Source organism: Bradyrhizobium viridifuturi, assembly GCF_001238275.1.
Lineage (GTDB): Bacteria > Pseudomonadota > Alphaproteobacteria > Rhizobiales > Xanthobacteraceae > Bradyrhizobium > Bradyrhizobium viridifuturi.
The window spans coordinates 123,109-144,511 of record NZ_LGTB01000020.1 but is presented as its reverse complement, the minus strand read 5'-3'; the positions used below and the strand labels follow the sequence as shown (position 1 = coordinate 144,511).

General features: G+C 64.7%; 15 protein-coding genes and 1 pseudogene. 10 read left to right on the top strand and 6 right to left on the bottom strand.

The genetic code is table 11. From position 1 onward, the window contains the following. Window positions 1-284, bottom strand: a 284-nt coding sequence (locus ALC15_RS45485; protein WP_210168594.1) for a hypothetical protein, incomplete at its 3' end; no start/stop codon positions are given. A 900-nt stretch (window positions 285-1,184) separates the two neighbouring features. On the opposite strand from ALC15_RS45485, the pseudogene ALC15_RS46350 reads away from it, so the two are divergent. From ALC15_RS46350 to ALC15_RS19710, 5 genes and pseudogenes are all read left to right on the top strand, one after another. Beyond that, window positions 1,185-1,448: pseudogene (locus ALC15_RS46350) on the top strand (helix-turn-helix domain-containing protein); the annotation flags it as partial. A 240-nt stretch (window positions 1,449-1,688) separates the two neighbouring features. Continuing rightward, window positions 1,689-2,939, top strand: coding sequence for an acetyl-CoA C-acetyltransferase (locus ALC15_RS19725; protein ID WP_050628675.1), 1,251 nt, complete (start codon window positions 1,689-1,691; stop codon window positions 2,937-2,939). Window positions 2,940-2,957: 18 nt separating this feature from the next. Then, window positions 2,958-3,740 carry an SDR family NAD(P)-dependent oxidoreductase gene (locus ALC15_RS19720; protein WP_028336964.1) on the top strand — a complete coding sequence of 261 codons (783 nt, stop codon included), beginning with the start codon at window positions 2,958-2,960 and terminating at the stop codon, window positions 3,738-3,740. 30 nt (window positions 3,741-3,770) lie between these two features. After that, window positions 3,771-4,538, top strand: a complete 768-nt coding sequence (locus tag ALC15_RS19715) for a crotonase/enoyl-CoA hydratase family protein (RefSeq protein ID WP_050628674.1) — start codon at window positions 3,771-3,773, stop codon at window positions 4,536-4,538. 124 nt (window positions 4,539-4,662) lie between these two features. Then, window positions 4,663-5,823 (top strand): acyl-CoA dehydrogenase family protein, encoded by a 1,161-nt coding sequence (locus tag ALC15_RS19710; RefSeq protein ID WP_094193974.1) that lies wholly within the window; start codon window positions 4,663-4,665, stop codon window positions 5,821-5,823. A gap of 36 nt (window positions 5,824-5,859) precedes the next feature. Here ALC15_RS19710 and ALC15_RS19705 read toward each other — a convergent pair whose 3' ends face one another. Beyond that, window positions 5,860-6,537: a GntR family transcriptional regulator gene (locus ALC15_RS19705; RefSeq protein WP_050628672.1), complete on the bottom strand. Its 678-nt coding sequence runs from the start codon at window positions 6,535-6,537 to the stop codon at window positions 5,860-5,862. Between the two features lie 142 nt (window positions 6,538-6,679). Between ALC15_RS19705 and ALC15_RS19700 the strand changes: the two genes are divergently transcribed. The 4 genes from ALC15_RS19700 to ALC15_RS19685 all read left to right on the top strand — a co-directional run bounded on the left by ALC15_RS19700 (window position 6,680) and on the right by ALC15_RS19685 (window position 13,184). Next, window positions 6,680-9,028, top strand: coding sequence for a molybdopterin-dependent oxidoreductase (locus ALC15_RS19700; protein WP_244486163.1), 2,349 nt, complete (start codon window positions 6,680-6,682; stop codon window positions 9,026-9,028). Beyond that, window positions 8,952-10,079 carry a flavin reductase family protein gene (locus ALC15_RS46345; protein ID WP_244486162.1) on the top strand — a complete coding sequence of 376 codons (1,128 nt, stop codon included), beginning with the start codon at window positions 8,952-8,954 and terminating at the stop codon, window positions 10,077-10,079. Before ALC15_RS19700 ends, ALC15_RS46345 begins: the two co-directional genes overlap by 77 nt. 51 nt (window positions 10,080-10,130) lie before the next feature. Further along, window positions 10,131-11,585 carry a short-chain fatty acid transporter gene (locus ALC15_RS19695; protein ID WP_050628671.1) on the top strand — a complete coding sequence of 485 codons (1,455 nt, stop codon included), beginning with the start codon at window positions 10,131-10,133 and terminating at the stop codon, window positions 11,583-11,585. Window positions 11,586-12,230: 645 nt separating this feature from the next. Then, window positions 12,231-13,184, top strand: a complete 954-nt coding sequence (locus ALC15_RS19685; RefSeq protein ID WP_050628669.1) for an aliphatic sulfonate ABC transporter substrate-binding protein — start codon at window positions 12,231-12,233, stop codon at window positions 13,182-13,184. A gap of 94 nt (window positions 13,185-13,278) precedes the next feature. Here the strand turns inward: ALC15_RS19685 and ALC15_RS19680 are convergent, their stop codons facing one another. Continuing rightward, the gene (locus ALC15_RS19680) at window positions 13,279-13,767 is read right to left on the bottom strand and encodes a hypothetical protein (protein WP_050628668.1); all 489 of its coding nucleotides are present in this window, start codon (window positions 13,765-13,767) and stop codon (window positions 13,279-13,281) included. Between the two features lie 292 nt (window positions 13,768-14,059). Here ALC15_RS19680 and ALC15_RS19675 point away from each other — a divergent pair, with 292 nt between their 5' ends. Continuing rightward, complete coding sequence (locus tag ALC15_RS19675; RefSeq protein ID WP_050628667.1) at window positions 14,060-17,095, top strand: ATP-binding protein; 3,036 nt, start codon at window positions 14,060-14,062, stop codon at window positions 17,093-17,095. 14 nt (window positions 17,096-17,109) lie between these two features. Here the strand turns inward: ALC15_RS19675 and ALC15_RS19670 are convergent, their stop codons facing one another. The 3 genes from ALC15_RS19670 to ALC15_RS19660 are packed head-to-tail and all read right to left on the bottom strand — an operon-like array spanning window position 17,110 to window position 21,402. Then, entirely contained in the window at window positions 17,110-17,835 is a 726-nt protein-coding gene (locus ALC15_RS19670; RefSeq protein WP_050628689.1) for a formyltransferase family protein, read from the bottom strand. 29 nt (window positions 17,836-17,864) lie between these two features. Continuing rightward, window positions 17,865-19,223 (bottom strand): hypothetical protein, encoded by a 1,359-nt coding sequence (locus ALC15_RS19665; protein WP_050628666.1) that lies wholly within the window; start codon window positions 19,221-19,223, stop codon window positions 17,865-17,867. A 58-nt stretch (window positions 19,224-19,281) separates the two neighbouring features. Then, window positions 19,282-21,402 (bottom strand): hypothetical protein, encoded by a 2,121-nt coding sequence (locus tag ALC15_RS19660; RefSeq protein ID WP_244486161.1) that lies wholly within the window; start codon window positions 21,400-21,402, stop codon window positions 19,282-19,284. Window position 21,403 lies beyond the last annotated feature (1 nt).

The following is a 21,403-nucleotide window of genomic DNA, read 5'->3' as shown; positions in this document are numbered from 1 at the left end:
ATGGCTACTTCGACGAGCCGGCGCGTTTGGCTTGTCCGACGTACTCCCTCTTCATTCTGAACCGCTGTGTAACCTATTGATCCAATTGGAGATGAAAACAGCGCGAAATTCAGAATAGTTACTAATATATCTGAAAGTGCTGCCTGATTTTGATTCAGCCATTCTTGCACTCGCTCAAGCCAACCGTCGGCTCCGAAATCAAGATCTTGCGGTGGTTTCGGTGTCCATTTGGAAGTCTCGCAGTTGGAAAGCGCCGCTTGGCCGGCGTCCTGGCGGGGGCTCAAGAAACTGGCCTAATGCGGAGGATTAGATGAAATAGCGTAGGTTGGATTGGTGTGGGGAAAGGCGATAGCGCTCCAGTGACTTGAATCCCCGACGCCTCCCAGACTGCTCTTCCGAACGGGAGCCGGCGCGTCGTACTCGCGAGTCGAAACCCAGCATTCCGACAATTGGAAAAGCTCTCGTGCCTTCAATGCAGTTCCATCCCCTTATTTGTCGGAATAGGTACTGATCCTTCTTGCATATCATGCGTCACTTAATCAGCGGTCCCAGGTTCGAGCCCTGGTGCGCCCACCACCAAGCTTTTCAATAGCTTAGGTTCGCCCTCGTATCGGCCACGCCGGCCGGCAGTCGTGTCGCGTCGGACCATCGACTGCCCAGGTTCGCTTCTCAAGACATCTGCTGATCTCTCACCGCATCCGTTTCGTCGCGCCGCGTCCGGCGATTGCCGTGCCGAGCGGTGATGCTGGCGGCGCGTTCCGTTTCGCTCACGGTTTGAAATTCGCCGTAGCGCGGCGGCGACTACTGCTTCTGCCACATTGGCCGGAACGATTAGAGCGGGGTGCGATGCGCGCGGGGCGCCCTGCGGCAACCGCAGTTGACAGGGCGAGGCGCTCACTTTAATCACCTGACTAATTAATCAATTAATTAAGGTCTGAAACCCTAGGGAAAGAATCCGCCTGATGCCGGCCGGCCATCGATACCAGAAGCTGCTCGCCCCGCGGTCAGGGCTTCACCGGTCTGGAAGACCAGGCGCCTGCGGTCAGATCCGTTCTGCAGATCCGCTCGCGCGAGCGCCGCGTGGCGCTGCACGCGCGACAGCGACCTCGCAGATCGGCGTGTCCTGCCCGAACCAGGGCGGGCTTCATTCACCCGTACGCAAAATGAGGAGTGAGGCGTAAACGATGGGACGTCGATCTGAGGTACTGATGGCGCAAGAGACCGCCGGCACGGACAACCGGCGCGTGATCCAAGTGGTGTCGCGCGCATTCGACATCGTGCGTTGCTTCGAAGGTCGGAGCATTCGCCTGGGCAATCGCGAGATCGCCGATCGCTGCGGTCTTCCGCGATCGACGGTCTCCCGTCTCACGCTGACGCTCACCCAGATCGGCCAACTGATCTACCTGCCGCAAGAGCAGAAATATGCTCTCGGGCCGCACGCCGCCGCGCCCGGCGCTCCGTTGTTTGCGGAAGGAGGCGACAAGCCCGCCTGTGCCGACGAGCGCGAACTCCGCACGGTGCCGCGCTTCGAATATTTCGAAGATCAGCGCAACTCGATTGCCGAGCCGCTTTCGGTGACGCCGCACCGCTGACGACCCATCTCATTCCGAAGCAGCACGCGCACCGGAACGGCCGGGACGTCGGCACCAGCCAATTTGAGCGAAACATCTGAAACGAAGGGGAAACGCATGCCTGAAGCATACATCATCGACGCCGTCCGCACGCCGCGCGGCATCGGCAAGCCGGGCAAAGGCGCGCTGTCGCACCTGCATCCGCAGCATCTGGCGGCCACCGTGCTCGCCGCGCTCAAGGAGCGCAACAAGCTCGATACGTCGACCGTCGACGACATCATCTGGTCGACGTCGACCCAGGAAGGCAAGCAGGGCGGCGATCTCGGCCGCATGTCGGCGCTCGCGGCCGGCTATGACATCAACGCCAGCGGCACGACGCTGGATCGCTTTTGCGGCGGCGGCATCACCTCGGTGAACCTCGCGGCAGCCTCGGTGATGTCGGGGATGGAAGATTGCGTCATCGCGGGCGGCACCGAGATGATGAGCTATCAGCAGACCCTCGCAGCCGAGCGCTCCAAGGCGGGCCAGCCGGCGCGGATGATGGGTTCGGGCAATCCGGCGCTTGACGAGATTCACCCGCAGTCGCACCAGGGCGTGTGCGGCGACGCCATCGCGACGCGCGAGGGCATCAGCCGCGAGGCCTGCGATGCGTTGGCACTGACGAGCCAGCAGCGCGCCAAGCGGGCAATCGACGAGGGCCGCTTCGCCAAGTCGGTGATCCCCGTGCTCAACGACGACGGCAGCGTTGCGCTCGGTCGTGAGGAGTTTCCGCGCCCCGAAACCACCGCCGAAGGCCTAGCTTCGCTGAAGCCGAGCTTCGAGCAGCTTGCCGATTTCGATCTTGGTAACGGCACGACCTTCAAGAAGCAGATCCAGCGCCGTTACCCGGGCCTCGAGTGGAAGGGCGTGCATCATGCCGGCAACAGCTCCGGCGTGGTGGACGGCGCCGCCGCGGTGCTGATCACGTCGAAGGAATATGCCGAGAAGCACGGCCTCAAGCCGCGCGGCCGCATCGTGGCCTATGCCAACCAGGGTGATGATCCGACGCTGATGCTCAACGCGCCGGTCCCGGCGGCCAAGAAGGTGCTCGCCAAGGCCGGGCTGACCAAGAACGACATCGATGTCTGGGAGATCAACGAGGCGTTCGCGGTCGTCGCCGAGAAGTTCATCCGTGACCTCGACCTCAATCGCGAGAAGGTCAACATCAATGGCGGCTCGATCGCGCTCGGCCACCCGATCGGTGCGACCGGATCGATCCTGATCGGCACCGCGCTCGACGAGCTCGAGCGCAGCGGCGGACGCTATGGTCTGGTCACTATGTGCGCCGCCGGCGGCATGGCGCCTGCCATCATCATCGAACGCCTCTGATCGCGAAAGGATAACGCAATGAAACTAGATTCATCGGTCGCCGCCGTCGTCACCGGCGGCGCGTCGGGCCTCGGTGCGGCCACCTCGCGCGCGCTCGCTGCGCAGGGCGTGAAGGTCGCGATCTTCGACTTCAACGAAGAGAAGGGTGAAGCCATCGCCAAGGAAATCGGCGGTGTGTTCTGCAAGGTCGACGTCACCTCCGACGAGCAGGTCGATGCAGGCTTCGCCAAGGCCCGTGCGGCGCATGGCCAGGAGCGCATCCTGGTGAACTGCGCCGGCACCGGCAACGCGGTGAAGACCGCGGGCCGCGATAAGAAGACCGGCGAGCCTACGCACTTCCCGATCGACGCCTTCAATCGCATCATCCAGATCAACCTCGTCGGCACCTTCCGCTGCATCGCCAAGTCGGCGCAGGGCATGCTGTCGCTGGCTCCGCTGGAGCACGGTGAGCGCGGCGCGGTCGTGAATACGGCGTCGGTCGCAGCCGAGGACGGCCAGATGGGGCAGGCGGCTTATTCGGCTTCGAAGGCCGGCGTCGTCGGCATGACGCTGCCGATCGCGCGCGACCTGATGGCCGAAGGCATCCGCGTCAACACCATCCTGCCGGGCATCTTCAACACCCCGCTGCTGCAGGGCGCCCCGGAGAACGTCAAGGCCGCGCTCAGCGCGTCGGTGCCGTTCCCCAAGCGTCTCGGCATGCCGGAGGAATACGCGCATCTGGCGTTGACCATGATCACCAACGGCTACTTCAACGGTGAAGACGTCCGTCTCGACGGCGCCATCCGCATGGCACCGCGCTAGGCGACAGCCAAGGCAACAGGAGACGAAGCGATGTCCGAAGAAACGCCGGTCCTCACTGAAGTCCGCGGACCTATCCTGATCATCACGCTGAACCGGCCGGAGGCCAAGAACGCCGCCAATCTCGCCCTCTCCAAGGGCGTGGCTGCGGCGATCGACCGGCTCGACGCCGACGATGCGCTCAGCGTCGGCATCATCACCGGCGCCGGCGGCACGTTCTGCTCGGGCATGGACCTCAAGGGGTTCCTGAAAGGCGAGCGGCCGTCGATCCCCGGCCGCGGCTTCGCCGGCCTCACCGAGGCGCCGCCGAAGAAGCCGTTGATCGCGGCGGTCGACGGCTACGCGCTCGCCGGCGGGATGGAGATCGCGCTGTCCTGCGACATGATCGTCGCCAACCGCAACGCCAAGTTCGGTATCCCCGAGGTGAAGCGCGGGTTGGCTGCGGCAGCCGGCGGGCTGATCCGCATGCCGCGCCAGATGCCGTTCCGCGTGGCGATGGAATTCGCGTTGACGGGCGAGTTCTTCGGCGCCGAGCGCGCCCATGAGCTCGGCATCATCAACCGCGTCACCGACGGCCCGGCGCTGGACGCCGCGCTCGCGCTTGCAGCTGCGATCGGCGCCAATGGCCCGCTCGCCGTGAAGGCTTCCAAGCAGGTGATCGTCGAATCCCGGCTCTGGCCCGAAGACCAGATGTGGAAGAAGCAGCAGGAGATCGTCGGTCCGGTCTTCGTGTCCGAGGATGCCCGCGAGGGCGCCGCTGCCTTCGCAGAAAAACGCGCGCCGAACTGGAAGGGCAAGTAAGGCCGCGATTGTTCGAAAACGGAGCGCCGGTTTTGATTGCAGAACCGGCGCTCCGATTTTTTGTGAGTGCCGCGCCGCACGCCGGCGGGTTTCCGCGCTGCTTGAGAGCGCTATTGGGTGAATGATGCGCAGCTTTACCGAAGACCAGGTCATTTTCCGCGATTCCTACCGCAAGTTTCTCGCCAGCGAGATCGCGCCCCACATGGAGAAGTGGCGAGAGGCGGGCATCGTCGATCGCAACGCGTTCAAGAAGGCCGGCGACCTCGGCTTCCTGATGATCTGGCCCGAGGAAAAATACGGCGGCATGGGCGACGAGGATTTCCGCTATGAGCAGATCATCATCGAGGAGACCGCGCGCTCGGGCTGCAAGGGCTGGTTCAACACGCTGCACAGCCGCCTGGTCGGATCTTACTTCAAGCGCTTCGGCACCGAGGAGCAGCGCGATCGCTTCCTGCCCAAATGCGTCAGCGGCGAGACCATCCTGGCCATCGCGATGACCGAGCCCGGCGCGGGCTCAGACCTTGCGGGGATGCGGACGACGGCGGAGGACAAGGGCGATCATTTCCTGCTCAATGGCTCGAAGACCTATATCTCCAACGGCATCAATTCAGACGTGGTGATCGTGGCGGCGAAGCTCGCGGGCGCCGAGAAGAAGCACGCCATGGTGCTGCTGATCGTCGAGCGCGGCATGGAAGGCTTTGAGCGCGGCCGCAATCTCAAGAAGATGGGCATGCCGGCGCAGGACACCGCCGAGCTATTCTTCAACAATGTGAAGGTGCCCAAGGCCAATGTGCTGGGCGAGCCGGGCAGGGGCTTTTACTATCTCATGGAAGGCCTTGCCGAAGAGCGGCTGATCTCCGCGGTCGGATCGATCGCCAATGCCCGCAAGGCATTCGACGTCACGCGCACTTACGTGATGGACCGCAAGCTGTTCGGCCGGCCGCTCGCCGAGCAGCAGAACACCCAGTTCCGCATGGCGGAGATGGATGCCGAAATCGATCTCGTGCAGGTCTATGTCGATCACTGCGTCGCCGAGCACAATGCCGGACGCCTGACCAGCAACATGGGCGCCAAGGCCAAGATGATGTCGTCGGAAGTCGAGTGGAAGATGCTCGACCTCGGCGTGCAGCTGCACGGCGGCGCCGGCTATATGGATGAATATCCGATCAGCCGGATGTTCACCGACGCGCGCGTCAACCGGATCCTGGCCGGCAGCTCCGAAGTGATGCGACTGATCATCGGCCGTGACGTCTTCTCGGAGCACTACAAGAGCATTCTGGACTAGCCGCTCACCGCGGCCAGCCGTCTATCTTGCTCCGCGTCAGCCGCGCGCCTGCCGCAGCGGCTCGCGCGCGTGCTCCTTCGAGCGCATCAACGCATCGACGAAGATCGGCTCCCAGGAGCGGATATGGCTGCGCAGCAGCGTCGGCAGCGCCTCGGTCTCACCGGCGAGTGCGAGTTCGATCAGCCGGTAGTGCTCGGGCACGGAAGCCTGCTGGCGTTCGAGGCCGGCGCGCGAGCTGATGCCGTAGAGCCGCATCTTGTCGCGCAGGCCCATCACCATCTCGGTCAGGAGCTCGTTGCCGGCGGCGGCGATGAACTCGCGATGATAGGCGCGGTCGGCTTCCAGATAGAGCTGGATGTCGTCGGTCTCGACAGCCCTGGCGATCTCATCGGCCCAGCCACGCACGGCAGGCAGATCCTTTGGCGGATTGGCGGCGACCAGCACCGCGGCGTGCAACTCCAGCACCTCGCGCATATCGAACAGATTGCGTAGCTCGGTCAGCGACGGCTCCACCACCTTGAAGCCGCGGTTGCGCATCGGCTCGACGAGACCGCCGCGGCTGAGCTCGAGCAGCGCTTCGCGCACCGGCGTCGAGGAGACGCCGAGGCTCGTGGCGAGGCTCGGCACCGAATACATCGTGCCGGGCAGGCTCTGCCCGGAAATGATCTCGGCGCGCACCCGCTGCAGCACCTGTTCGCGCAAATTCTGGTCCATGGGTGGTCGCAGCCGCCTTCTCGCCGGGAACTCCGATTCGTCCCTGATTATTACTTAGTCTTGACGGGACCGGTAGCGTATGACGTAAATGTGTAACGCGCTACCAAAATGCGTCACAAGGTTGACTGAGAGTGAGACGGCGGTGAAACAGCGGCTACTCGGCTATTGCACGCTTTGTCGTTCGCGTTGCGGCGCCGTCACCGTCGTCGAGGACGGACGCCTTGTCGGTGTGGAGGTATTAAATAACCATCCGACCGGAGGTGCGCTGTGCGCCAAGGGGCGCGCGGCTCCGGAAATCGTGGCCAGCCCGCGCCGGTTGACCGTCCCCCTGAAGCGGACCCGCCCGCGCGACGCCGCCGATCCCGGCTGGGTCGAGGTGTCGTGGGACGAGGCCCTGACCGAGATAGCCGACCGGCTCGGCAGGATCCGCGCCGAGAGCGGCGCGGAGGCAGTGGCGTTCGGCGTCACCACGCCGAGCGGCACTCCGATGGTCGACAGCTTTGAATGGGTCGAGCGTTTCATCCGCGGCTTCGGCAGTCCGAACCTGATCTACGCGGTCGAGATCTGCGGCTGGCACAAGGACTTTGCGCACGCGCTGACCTTCGGTCGCGGCATCGGCTTTCCCGATTACGACAATGCGGATGCGATCGTGCTGTGGGGCCACAACCCCGCGCGCACTTGGCTCGCCCAGGCGACGCGGATTGCCGACGCGCGGCGGCGCGGTGCCAAGGTTGTGGTGGTCGATCCCAAGCCGAACGGCTCCGGTCAGCAAGCCGATCTCTGGCTGCGCATTCGCCCAGGCGCCGATGGCGCGCTTGCGATGGGCGCAATCCGTCATCTCATTGCGACCGGCAGCTTCGACGCTGACTTCGTCGACGCATGGACCAACGGATCGCTGCTGGTCGATCGCGCCACCGGCCGCTTCCTGCGCGCCGATGCGTTGTGGCCGGATGGCGCGGCGGACGCTTTCGTTCGCCTTGATGCGTCTGGCTCGCCGGTGCCTTGCGATACGCGCTACGCGCCGGAGGGCTGCGGCCGGCTGCGAGGCACGCTGTCGATCCCTGCCCGCGACGGCCGGACGATCTCGGCGGCAACCGCGTTCGAGTTGCTCGTCGAGCGCGCCGCGCCTTACACGCCGGCGCGTGTGGCGGAGCTGACCTGGCTACCCATCGCGGACATCGAGGCGTTCAACACGTTGCTCGCTGCGCGGCCGCGGCTCGCCTATCACTCTTGGACCGGCGTCGGGCAGCACACCAACGCCACCGCGATCGAGCGCGCGATCGCATCGCTCTACGCGTTGACCGGCGCCTGCGATCGGCCTGGCGGCAATCGCTGGCCGGTGCCGCCGCCGACGCGTCCGCTCAACGACTACAACATCCTGCCGCCGGAGCAGCAGGCCAAGGCGCTCGGCATCGCCGAACTGCCGCTCGGGCCGCCCGCAAAGGGCTGGATCACGGCGCGCGATTTCAGCCGGGCCGTGCTCGAAGGCGAACCCTACCGGGTCCGCGCATTGGTGGCGTTCGGCACCAACTTCGTGGTCTCGCAGGGCGATTCCGAGCGCAACAAGGCCGCGCTGAACGCGCTGGAATTCCAGGTTCATGTCGACATGTTCATGAACCCGACCGCGGAGAGCGCCGATTTCGTGCTCCCGGCCAGCACGCCGTGGGAGCGCGATGCGCTCAAGATCGGGTTCGAGATCACGCAAGCGGCGGTCGAGACCGTGCAGTTTCGCCCACGCATGGTCGAACCGGTCGGTGCGGTGAAAGCCGATTACGAGATCGCCGCCGCGCTCGCGCTCAAGCTTGGCATGGGCGAGTTGTTCTTCGGCGGCGACATCGAGGCCGGCTGGAATTATCAGCTGGCACCGCTCGGCGTCGGCGTCGAGGATCTGCGGGGTCATCCCGAAGGACGGCGCTTCCCGCAGGCCTTCCGCGACGAGAAATACGCCGTCACGCGCGAGGACGGCACGGCGGCGGGCTTTGCGACGCCGACGCGCCGCGTCGAGATCTATTCGGAGCTGATGCTGGGACACGGGTATGATCCGTTGCCTGATCATGTCGAACCGGTCGGCAGCCCGCTCACGACGGCCGCGGACGAACGCTTTCCGCTCGTGCTGTCCACCGCCAAGAGCGGCTGGTTCATTCACTCGTCCTGGCGCCATGTCGCCTCGCTGCGGCGGAAGTCGCCCGACCCGGCCGTCGAGATCAGTCCGCAACTTGCCGCGCGGCGGGGGCTCGTCGAAGGCGACTGGGCCGTGGTGGAAACACAGGGCGGTGCCGTACGCCTGAAGGTGCGGCTCAATGCGGCGCTCGATGCGCGGGTCGTCGTTGCGAATTCGCTGGTGGGAAGACTGTCCGCCGCTCGGCCGCGATCGCTCGGCTGCGGCAGGCGCCCTCACTCGCAACATCAATGCGGTGCTGCGCGACGACGCGCGCGATCCGGTCAGCGGCTCCGTCCCGCTGCGCGCGATCGTCTGCGATATCCGGCGTGACAGCGTGGCCAGTCGCGGCGTCTGGAGCGGCCGGCGGCGGTTCGTGGTCGGCGAGCGCCGGCCGGAGGCCGACAATGTCATAGCCCTCAACTTGCTGCCGCTTGACGGTGGTCCGCTGCCCGACTTCCTGCCGGGGCAGCACGTGATGACGGCGTCGCCCGGTGCATCCGAAGCGCGGGCCTATTCGTTGACCGGATCTGGCGATCTGCCGCAGGCGCTGTCGGTCGCGGTGAAGGGACGTTTCTTCGACGAAGCCAAGGGCGCCGACGCGCCATTCTTCATGCCGGATCGGCTGCATGGGCTTGCCGTCGGAGATGAGGTTCTGCTGGAGCCGCCGGGCGGCATCTTCACCCCACCCCTGAAAGGACCGCGGCCGCTGGTCTTCCTCGCGGCCGGCATCGGGATCACGCCGTTCATCAGCCATCTCGAGACGCTGCAACGCGTTGCGCCACAGGATCGCGTCGCCGAAGTCCTGCTGCTCCATGGCTGCCGCAGCAGCCGCGAGCATCCGTTCGCGCAGCGGCTTGCGGAGCTGGAAGCCGCCACGCCGGAGCTGACGCGCGTGACATTCTACTCGGTGCCGTTCGCGCAGGATCAGATCGGCTCGCATACGTTGCGCAAGGGGCGGATCGATCTCGAACAGGTCAAGCCGCTGCTGGCGCGCCGTCCGCTGGTCTACATCTGCGGCTCGCCGGATTTTGTTGCAGCGCAGATCGAGGCCGCAGCGGCGCTCGGTATCCCGCGCTTTGATATCTTTGCCGAGAGCTTCGTATCGCCGCCGGCGGTGCCGGACAACCTTGCGCCGCGGACCATCAGGCTCGCCGGCAGCAAGCAGAGTTTTTCGTGGGCACCGGAGCAGGGGACGCTGCTCGACGCGGCGAGTGCGGCGGGTGTCGCGCTGCCGAGCGGCTGCCGTGTCGGGCAGTGCGAAAGCTGCGCGGTCGAGGTCGTCGACGGGGAGTTCACTCATCTCGGGCCTGTCGATGCAAGCGATGGCCGATGCCTCGCCTGCCAGGCCGTGCCGCTCACCGACCTCACGCTCGCACTTTGATGACCAAACACCATTGAACGCCAACCGCATCACCGGAGGGGGACCAGATTGATGACGAATGCAACGCACGACCAGACCATGAGCCTGCGAAAACCTGTAGCGGACAACATCGTGGCGCGGTTTTCGCAAGCCCTGGTGGCGTTCGCAGAGCGCTGGTTTCCGGATGCGTATGTCTTCGTCCTGATCGCCGTGATTGCGGTTGCCGGGGGGGCGATCCTGCATGGCGGTTCGCCGCTCGCCGTCAGCCGCGCATTCGGCGACGGGTTCTGGAATCTGATTCCCTTCACGATGCAGATGGCGCTGGTTGCGATCGGCGGCTACGTCGTGGCGATGTCGCCGCCGGTCGCTGCCGTGCTGGCGCGGCTCGCGAGCGTGCCGAAGACCGGGCGCGGCGCGGTGGTCTTCGTCGGGATGCTGAGCATCTTTCTGTCGCTGCTGAACTGGGGCCTGAGCCTGATTTTCTCCGGCCTGCTGGTGCGGGAGATCGCGCGGCGCACGGATATCCGGCTCGATTATCGGGCAGCCGGCGCGGCCGGCTATCTCGGACTCGGTTGCGGTTTCACCCTCGGCATCACGTCGTCTGCCGCGCAGCTGCAGGCCAATGCCGGCAGCATTCCGGCGTCGCTTCTGCCGATCACCGGCGTGATCGGCTTCTCGGAAACCATTCTGACCTGGCAGAACATGGTCACGGTCGTGATGGTGAGCGTCGTATCGGCAGCGATCTGCTATTTCACGACACCGGCGCCGGAGCAGGCAAAGACGGCCGAAGATCTCGGCGTTGCGCTCGGCGATGACCGCATCGAAGCCAGGAAGCCGGCGCGTCCGGGCGATTGGCTCGAGTTCAGTCCGCTGCTGACGATCCTGATCGCGCTGCTTGCCGCCGGCTGGCTGTGGCAGACCTTCCAGTCGGGCAACCCGTTGATCACGCTGTCGGGGCTCAACACTTACAATTTCGTCTTCCTCATTCTCGGCATCGTGCTGCACTGGCGACCGCGCAGCCTGATCGAGTCCTTTTCCAAGGCGATGCCGAGCGTCTCCGGCGTGCTGCTGCAGTTTCCGTTCTATGCCGGCATTGCGCAGATCCTGACCAAGGTGCCGAACAGCAGCGGCACCACGCTGTCGGACACGATCGCGCACTGGTTCGTCGGCGCTTCCAGCAACTCGACTGTGTTCTCGTTCCTGGTTGGAATCTACTCCGCGCTGCTCGGCTTCTTCGTGCCATCGGCCGGCGGCAAGTGGATCATCGAGGCGCCCTACATCATGAAGGCGGCCAACGACATCGGCGCGCATCTTGGCTGGACTGTCATGGTCTACAACATCGCCGAGACGCTGCCGAACTTCATCAACCCGTTCTGGATGCTGCCGTTGCTCGGCATTCTCGGCCTGAAGTCGAAGGATCTGATCGGCTACACGTCGGTACAATTCTTCATCCACTTCCCGATCGTGATGCTGCTGGCGGCTATCCTGATGGCGACCTTCACCTATCACCCGCCGATCCTGCCTTGAGCGATGCGGGGCGGGTACCAGGACGCAGGGTGCCCGGCCAGCGGCCGCCAATTCAGCCGCCGCCGTCATCACCAAATCTGTGCTGTTTTTCTGGGCCGTCGCGAATGAGGTATCGCGCCAGACCGTGATCTTTGGACTGCCATTTCATTGACCGCCGCGCGGTTCGGCCGGATATTGATCCGCGATATACGTGTTGAAGGTCACCGCAATGAGACACAATCCCCGCAGCCTGATGTGCGACATGCGAAGCCGCATGCAGCATCGCTGCGTCTCGGCGGCGACCGGCGTCTGTTGTTGATCGCTTCGAAAATCCAGAGCGCCCGACAATCAGACAGGAGCGCCATCATTCGGCGCGTGAGCACGCATGTCCCAAGCCCAAACATCCCAAGCCCAAACGTCCCAAGCACAAGCCCAGGCCTACGTCATCGAGGTCTCGGATCGAACCGCAGGTATCGTTGTCAGCGATAGCCGCGGCTTCTGCTTCTTCTCCTCGGACCGCGCCTTTGACGGTCTCGACGGCGGCTATTTCGGCTCCGCGCGCGCCGCGGAGCGCGCGGTGAGGGCGCACTTGCAGCGTCGCAAGGTGCGCGGTCAGCCATCATCGAATGCACGCAGTATCTGAAGGCAACCTTTGAAGGGATTGTTATGACGACCAGACGCACCATCCTTGCGGCCGCACTGGCGCTATCAGCGTTCGTGGCCGCGCCGGCTCGCGCCGAAGACAAGCCGGCCGAGATCCGGATCGGTACACAGAAGGGCGGCTTGTTCCCGGCCGTCCGCCAGCGTCATACCGTCGAGGTCGCATTCAAGCCGCTCGGCATCGAAGTCAAGTGGATCGACTTCCAGTTCGGGCCGCCGCTGCTCGAGGCGATCAATGTCGGCAGCGTCGATTTTGGTTTCGTCGGCGATACGCCGCCGATCTTCGCGCAGGCCGGTGCAGCCAAGATCGAGTACGTCGCAGCGGTGACGTCTGACGGCAGCAACCAGGCGATCATCGTGCCGGCCGACTCGCCGATCCGAACGCTCGCCGACCTCAAGGGCAAGCGCGTTGCGTTCGGCAAGGGCTCGAGCGCGCACAACCTGCTGGTCGCGGCGCTCGACAAGGCCGGCCTCGGCTGGGCCGACATCACGCCGACACCGCTGGCGCCGGCGGATGCAACTGTCGCCTTCTCCAGGGGCATCGTCGACGCGTGGTCGATCTGGGATCCCTATCTGGCGCTCGCGGAGATCAAGGACAAGGTGCGCGTCATTGCCTTCGACAAGGACGTGCACAAGCCAAACGCGTTCTACATCGCGGGATCGGACTTCGTTGCGAAGTATCCCGCCATCGTTGCCAAGCTCAACGCGATCTTCGCGGCCGAAGGTAAATGGGCCGCCGATCACCGTGAGGAGGTGGCCCGCGCGCAGGCTGAGGCGACCGGGGTCGACATCGAGGCCATCAGGCGCTTCGTCGCGCGCTCTAACTACCAGGTGGTGCCGGTCGATGCGGAGATTGTCAGGAGCCAGCAGGCGATTGCCGATCGCTTCAAGGCAATCGGGCTGATTCCGAAGCCGATCAACGTATCCGATATCGTCTGGAAATGGACGCCCGGCTCGTGAACGTCCTTCGGGCATTTGCGAGCGCGGGCCTCGTTTGCGACGGTCGTCGCTCGGGCTCGATACCCGAGCGAGCGACGGGCGGCACGTGCCCGGATCAGGCCGGGCAGACCATCGTCAGCAGCAGAAGCGTCGGCGGTTGACCGTCGCCGTTTGCATGTTCCCAGACCAGCAAGATGTCGTGCCGATCGGCGTTCGGCGCGTTCTTGTCCTTCTCCTTGACGTCGATCTTGATCGGGATCGGCGGTTCGGAGTTGAAGCATTTGCGGACGCTGGCATCGAGCAGGGCGCACTTCGTCAGCGGCACGACGCCGGCTTGGTCCTTGGAGAGGGGGGCGGTGCTTGCCTGAGTGGCGAGGTCCAGACGTGCCTTGCCCATCTCCCGCTGCCACCGCTTGCCGCTGCCGCCCGGCCATTGGTCCCGGGGCGACAGGATCGGCTGGTATTGGCCATATTCCAGCGTCTCAATGTCGATATGATCCGACGCCTTAAGTATAGCGACGCTCTTGATCATGTTCTGCAAAGGATAGTAGTGCGCGTTGATATGGTCTTTAAATTGTTGATTATTGAATACTCTTCCGCCCATAGGATTTCCCTTTCATTGCAACTTTGAATTGCTCTGGCTATACGTAAGTTATGCAACGCTGGTACGTCGATCGAATAGGTCATGCGGCTCAAGTTGTGCCGTCCGATTTCTCTCGCGCCCCGACCTACCACTCAAGACTGTATCCCGTCTAGTTCGACAACCTCTCGGGTTGGCGCGGATGCAGGTGGATTGCACGTCCGGATTGATAAGCAGGTCGCGATGGGTAATCTCTACCCTAGGCTGCTCACCGGGGGGAGCCGGCGATATCGCAGTAGCCTTTGAGAGCAGGGGAATGCTTTGCTTTGCATGCCAGTCGACAATCGGAGCGGACGACAATTGGTGCGCCAAATGCGGTGCTGCTGTAGCTAAGCGCGCAGACCCCGATAGCGAACAACGATTTGTGACGATTCTTCGCGCCGACGTGGTCGACTCGACGGGGCTCGTCGCGGATTTGGACCCGGAAGAGGCGGTCTCGCGCCTGGAGCCAGCCCTGATCGCGATGCGAGGAGCCGTGCGCCAGTTCGGCGGCATTGTCAGCAAGGAGCTGGGTGATGGGCTCGCCGCGGTATTTGGAGCGCCGATCGCCGACGACAACCACGCGCCGCTGGCCTGCCATGCGGCGATCGAACTGGTTCGACGAGTGGCAGGTTTGGGCGATCCGGGGCTGCAGGTCCGGGTCGGGCTCCATTCGGGGCGCGTGGTGGCCTACATGGTCGCCAGCGAGTACTCCAAGGTTTACGAGATCGGTGGGGCGGCGCAGCATCTTGCGGCACGGCTTGAAGCGGTCGCCGAGCCGAACCAGATCTACGCGTCCGAAGCCTGTCAGAACCTAGCCGAAGGCAACGTCCAGTTTGAATATCTGGGACGGAAGCAGCTCAAGGGATTCAGTGAGCCCGTACCGATATACCGCATCGCCGGTGCGACTGACGTCTCCAGCTGGCGGGTCCGCAGGGCACGAAGCGTTGCGCGGTTCGTCAACCGGTTGAAGGAAACGGCGCTGCTCAGGCAGTTGGCGCACGGCGCTGACCCTGACCGGCAAACGGCGCTCTTGATCGGCGATCCCGGCATCGGGAAATCGCGGCTGGTGCATGAGTTCGTTGACCAGCTCACGCGGGAGGGCTGGCTTCCCATCCACGCCGAATGCAGCCCGAATCTTCAAGGCGCGCCGTTCAGCACGCTCAAGGCGCTGGTGCTCTCGATCCTGGAGGGAGCCGCGGCCGACATGGACAGCTTGACGAAACTCACAGCGATTCAGCGTTCAGCCATCAATGCGGTGCTTGACCGCCCGATCTCGGATCCGGAATGGGCCGAGTTGGAGCCCCATGCGCGCGGTCGCGCGATCAGCGAGGCATGCTGTGCGATCCTCGAAGGCCTTGTCGTTAGCCGGCGCGCGGTGATTCTCATCGAGGATCTGCACTGGATCGATCGCGCCAGCGAGACCGTGATGGCCGCGCTCACCTCGCTGAAGGCGCCCGGCCTTCTGGTGCTGCTGACCAGCCGGCCCAATGGAATTCCCGATTGGGTCGCGCGCAGTAATGCTGAAATCACTGTATTGCGTTCGCTCGATGAGGATGCTGGACGCGAGATGTTGGACGACATCCTGGGCTCGTCGGCGAACATGGCTGATCTGAAGAACCGCGTCGTTCTTCATACCGCCAGCGTACCGCTATTCATTGAGGAGGTTTGTCGCAGCCTCAAGGACAGCGGAATCCTCCGGGGCCATTGGGGCGAACTGGCGCTCGTACGCCCGGTTGGTGATCTGGGAATTCCGAGCAGCATCCAGGGCGTCATCGCCACGCGTCTGGATCGCATATCGAAGGAGGAGCGCGCGCTGTTGCAGATTGCGGCGGCGTTGGGGCCGTCTTCGACGGAATCCATGCTGCGTGAGGTGTCCGGCCTGCCGCAAGAGGCTTTTCAGCGTTGCCTGACGGCGCTTGATCGCGTCGAGTTTCTCGTGAGGATCGATGTCGAGCAGGACGGCTTGCTCGAATTCCCGCACGAGATGGTTCGCCAGGTGACCTACGACTCGATGGTCGAGAAGCTGCGAGAGGGCGTCCATGCGCGGATTCTTGCGACGCTGGAAGGCAATGGCAGTTCGTACGATGAGCCCAGCAAGCTCTGCTTTCACGCGATGCGGGCGAAGGATTGGCAAAAGGCGTTCACTTACGGCAGAACTGCCGCGCGGAAGAGCCTGGCACGATCGGCATTTGCCGACGCAACCAACTACTTCGAGATCGCAATGGCCGCGCTCGACAAGACGCCGTTCGCTCGCTCGCGCGAGGCGGACGCGATCGACCTTCGCATCGAGGCGCGCACGGCGTTCATGAGCGCCGGCAAGGTCGCCGAATGGTTCGACCTCGGAAGGGACGCAGAGGGACGCGCCAACGTAGTCGACGATATCGGGCGGAAGGTCGCGGCGATGGCGGTCAGGTCGGGAGCCCAAAACTTCTACGGCACGCCGATCGAAGCCATCGAAACCGGCGAGGAGGTTGCTCGTCTGGCCGGTGAATGGGGCAATCCCGGTTGGCTCAACCTGGCTCAATATAGCCTTGGCCAAGCCTACTTCATCGCCGGCCGGTTTCGCGAAGCCGAGCAGATGCTGGGACAGGCGTGCCTCCGCCTTTCCGGGCCGGATGCCAGCGCGCCGCCCGGGACGACGCCGAGAACTCTGCTGTTGCTGAGTTGCATGATGAAGAGCGTAACCCACACTACACTTGGAGAGATCGACACCGGCATCGAATTTCACCAGCGCGCCGCGGCGATCGCCAATGAGAGCAATCGGCCATTTGATCGCGTTGCTGCGGGATATAGCGGCGGCTTCCTGATGCTCGGGCAGGGCAACCCCGGCGGAGCGGCTGACATCCTGGAGGAGGCTTTCGCGCTCGGGCAGAAGTATGGAATTCGGCTCTTCGTGCCAGTTGTCACATGTCATCTCGGCATCGCGTATCTGGAGCAGGGGCGTCTCGATCAAGCGCGGCTGACGCTTGTTGAAGCCCGGGAAGAAGCCAGATCGGTTGGCTACACCTCGATTGTGCTGCGAACCTCGATCTACCTGGCGCTCGCTGTCAGCCGGCTCGGCGATACACGGGCCGCGCTGAACATGCTGCGAGAGGCGCGCAACACCGCGCGGCAGCAGGGCTTTTCCGGTCTGGAAGCCGAGGCGCTTTTCAGCGAAGCGACGATATCGCCTGCCACGAACGCGGACGAGACGAATGCGGTTCTCAACCAGCTGCGCGCGGCGATCACGATTGCATCCGATAGTGGCGCGAAGCCGCTGCTGCAGCGGGCGGAAGCGCTTCTGAACGGAATGCTCGCCGATTCCCGGTGAAGCGTCTTGCGCCGCTAGGAGGCAGCTGCAAGGGGCGGCGAGACCACCTGCGGCGCCTCGGGCGTCTGCGTGGCGGTCGTCGCCAGCTCGAAGCGGATGCCGTGCACGGAGACGGTCAGCGGGATCGCGCGGAAGTCGTCGTGGAAGGCGCGGATCCGGCGGGCCAGCTCGACCGGGCTGATGCCGGCGGGCAGCTCGCACATGTCACGGTACATCTGCCGGGTGCTCTTGATGCCGCACCAGGCGATCTCCAGCTCCTGCAGCGGCGAGGGATCACGGGCGAGCTCGCGCGACATCCGCCAGAACAGATGGGCCAGCCGCACATAGGCGATCTGCTCGAGCCCGCGCACGCTGATCTTGTCGGGAATGATGAAGGACTCGACCCCGACGATGGGACCGGAATCGACGCGGGCGGCCATCACATGGGCCGTCGCGCCGAACGTGCGTGCGCCATCATAGAGCGCGAAATGCGCCGGCGCCCAGCCGGGATATTGCGGCGGGCCGGGGTGGAAATTATAGGCGCCATGGCCGAGCGCGGCCAGGATGCTCTCAGGCACGATGACGCTGGTGGTGAAGGCCAGCAGCCGTGCCTCACGCAACACCTCGGGCTCGATCGCCGCAAGCTCCTCGGCCGTTACCACGCAGCGGAACGACAATGCGGGATTGTGCGCCTTCAACAGCTCGGTGAGTGCGAATTGCTGGCTGGCGACGCCGGTGAGAAGGATGATGGTCTTCATGATGTCGATGTCCTTCTCTTGCTCTTGTGCCGCTAGCCGCGCTGCCCGGCCATGACGACGACGCTGCCGGCATCGCGGGATTGGCCCACGGTGCGGAACAGGTCGGCCGGCAAGGTCTGCCACGGCGCAATCTCGATGATCCGGTTGTTCGCGCTGGTGGCTGCCGATTTCGCCGCGCGGATATCGTCCTGCCACGGACAGAGCGCGAGCTCGAGCCGGCCGAACCCGCCGCAATCGGCGGCGAATGCCCCGGTGACGGCCTCGATGCTGGCCGCCATCTCGCGTGCGTCGCTGGTCGCGATATCGCGCATGATCACGGTGATCGCGTCATTCGAGGCCGCCTGCGACCTGACCACGATCATGGCGTCGCGGCCGCCGCTGCGGCTGGCGCGCCGGGCGGGGCGCATTGCGACGCCGAACTCGGCGTCGGGCCCGAGATCGCCGTTGTCGGTGGGCAGGTTGTGAACGATCGTCGTATGGCGAGGCGTGCCGGCGTCCTCCGCAGGGGCATGGTACGAGCGCGGCAGCCAGACGGTGTCGAGCGCCGTCTGCGATGACGTCAGGCTCCAGGCCTGGTCGAGCAGGTAGCCCTCCCAGACCGCGGGATAGGCGGTCGCGATGTGATGCCAGCTGCGCAGCAGCGCTTCGGCGGCCGAGGAACGGCCGACATACAGAGTGCGCGCCGACATCTCCCACCGGTTCCATTTGTGGATCGCGATGTCGCAATCGAGGAATGACGGCAGCAGCGGCGGCTCGCTGAGCGTTGCATCGGCCTCGATGAACAGGAGCGGCTCGCGGTGCTCTTCCCACATCCGCAGCATGAAGCCCGACTTGTCGGATGGACGCATGTGCTCGCCATCGGCGGCGTCGATCGGTACGATGTCGCAGGCGATCTCGAATTCAGCCAGCTTCTCCCGGAGCGCGCCGGCATGGTCATCGCCGCAAGCGCGGGGATAGCAGGAGACCACGCGCAGCGCCGCATCGGATCGCGAGCCCTCCGCCGGTGCGATCGGTCGCCAGTTGAGGCCGCCCCACCACATCTCGTGCGGGCCGTCGAAGCTCGGTCCGATCGTCCCGAAGTCCGTGAGCTTGGACTTCAGGAAATCGAACGCGGGATTCTCGCCGAAGGGGACGACGACCGCGCAATCGGTGCGGAGCGACCGATAAAGCAATTCGGCGGCGGGGCCGCTCGGCGGCTCAGTGAGGATGATGACGCCATGGTCGCGCCCTGGCACGGAACCGGCCCGATGGACGGTCGCGCCTCCGAGCCGATCGGACAGCCAGGCGAGCCGGCGGCGCTGCGCAGCGCTCATCCGGATGCCGTTCTCCGCCAGCAATTGATCAAAATTCGTCTGCAAGCCGTCCGCTTGCACCGTCTCAGCCGAAGCCATGCCCGCGCTACCCCTCGTTAACCTTCTACGGGCGGGGCGGCCAGATCAGGCGGACAAATCATTCGGCGCTGGTTGCTTGCGCACCGTTGGCGCTGCGCCAGGTCAGCGTGGCCGCAGGCGCCCGGTTACCGTCGCGGTTCTCGACCGAAAGGATGCGATCATGGTCGAGGGCAGTCAGCGCGACCGTGTAGATCGCGACGTCGTCTTCGAAGCTGTCGACCGGGATCAGCAGCATGCCGTCGTCACTGGAGGCGCGGAACTGACGGCCGCACCTCTCGAGGCCGGCGTCCATGAGCCGTGCTTCCGCGATCGTCTTCACGTTCGAGCTCTCCGCAGCCTTCGCGGCGCTCGCGCCATACTGCACCGTGATGCCGTGAAGCATTCCTTGACGGGTGAGCTTTGCCAGCGGCAGCGCGATGGTCGCGACCGCCATGCGGCGCGACAGCGGAATCCGCAGGCGAAGGTCGCCGAGCCCGGTATGATAGATGCTGACAGTTTCAAGCGCAGCCTGGCCGTCGCGCCCGAACAGGCCGACCTGCAAGGTCCCGCATTGCGCCTCGCCGAACACGTTCGCGGGCAGGCGGTTGGCGCCGAACAGCGTGTAAAGATAGGTGTGCGCCGGCGACAGCGCGGCAAAGCTTCCGGCCAGCCACATCGGCGGGGCCGGAGCTGTGCACGCCGTCGAGAGGCCCCGGGCGATGATGCAATCATTGATGAAGTTGGCGTCGAGCAGCGGCGCCAGAGCCTGCGTGCCGAGGTTGACGTCATGCTTGATGCCGCCGAGCAGCACGAGCTCATCATCGTCGGGCAGCAGCAGGAGGCGTCCGAGCACGGCAGCGGCCCAGCGTGCCGCGACAATGGGATCGGCGTCGGGCTGCAATGCATAGCGCTGCGCCAGCTCGCGGGCGCGCGACACATAGGCCAGCGTCCCGGACTGCACCTCATTCGCCAGCGCCAGCTGGGCCGCGGGGCGCTGATCGCCCTCGCGCAGCACCTCACCGCCGCGATAGTCGCGCGCCGATCCTTCATCGGAGCAGCAAAGCTGCTCCAGCAAGGCAACGTTGCGGATCAGCATGCGCTTGACATGCGGCGTGACGATCCGATCCGAGATCAGGCCTTCCGCGGTGTCGTCATCGGCGATATCGTCGAACGCATCGTCCAGCGTCAGCAGATACGCGCCGTGCAGGCGGATGCGAATGCCCTCTCGATCGAAGATGCGCCGCAGCGACTTCTGCACGCTTGCGGAATAGCCGAGGTCGACGAGGATCAGGTCGGTGCAGCCGTCGAAATCCGCGATCCTGGCGCGAAGATAGGCGAGCAGGCGCTCGCGGACGCCGGCGGCGATATCGGTGATTTCGCGCGGGTCCATCAGGTCGGGCAGGGCGTCGGCGAGCTCGCGGCCGCTCGCAATACCGTCGGGATATTGCGCGAAGAAGTTCATCACGGCGGGCGGCTGCGCCTTGACGATATCGACGAAGGTCGGCGCGTCGATCTTGACGACGCGGCTCAGCAGCTCGCTGAGAGGCTCGAGCGTATCGGCGGACCCGACCAGGCTGACGCGACGGTTGATCTCGACATAGGCACCGGTTTCGCCATGGCCTGATTGCCAGACGCGATACGGCAGCAGACCGTCGCGACCGAGGAATCCGACTGCAACGCGCGCGTCCTCGCGCGCCAGCGTCGCCCGCCGCGCTTCGATGAATGCGTCGAACGCCGCCATGACGGGGCCGAGCACGGTCACGCCGAGGTTGAAAGCCGGAGACTGCTCGGCGCTGCGCGCCGTCACCACGCGTCGCAGCGTACGGGCGCCGCAATCGAGCCGCGACGGCTGATCGGGACACAGCAATTCGAACATCGATGTTTCGCGCTGAAGCTTCGATGCCAATGCCGCGCTGGCCTGCGGATAGTAGCGCGGACGGATGCCGTAGCGGCGGGCGCCCTTGATGTCGGCGTGGTGATTGTCGCCGATGTGGAACGAACTCGTGGCGTCGACACCCTGCTCGGCGAGATAGGCCTCGAACAGCGCCTCGCTCTTGCTGCTGCCGTGATCGCAGGATGCGTAGAGGAAATCCCAGCTCAGTCCCGGGCTGCAGGATCGCAGCAGCTGCGCGAGCTGGTCGGTGCTCCAGTACGTGTCGGAGATGAAGCCGGTGCGGAGACCGCCGCGCTTCATGTCCATA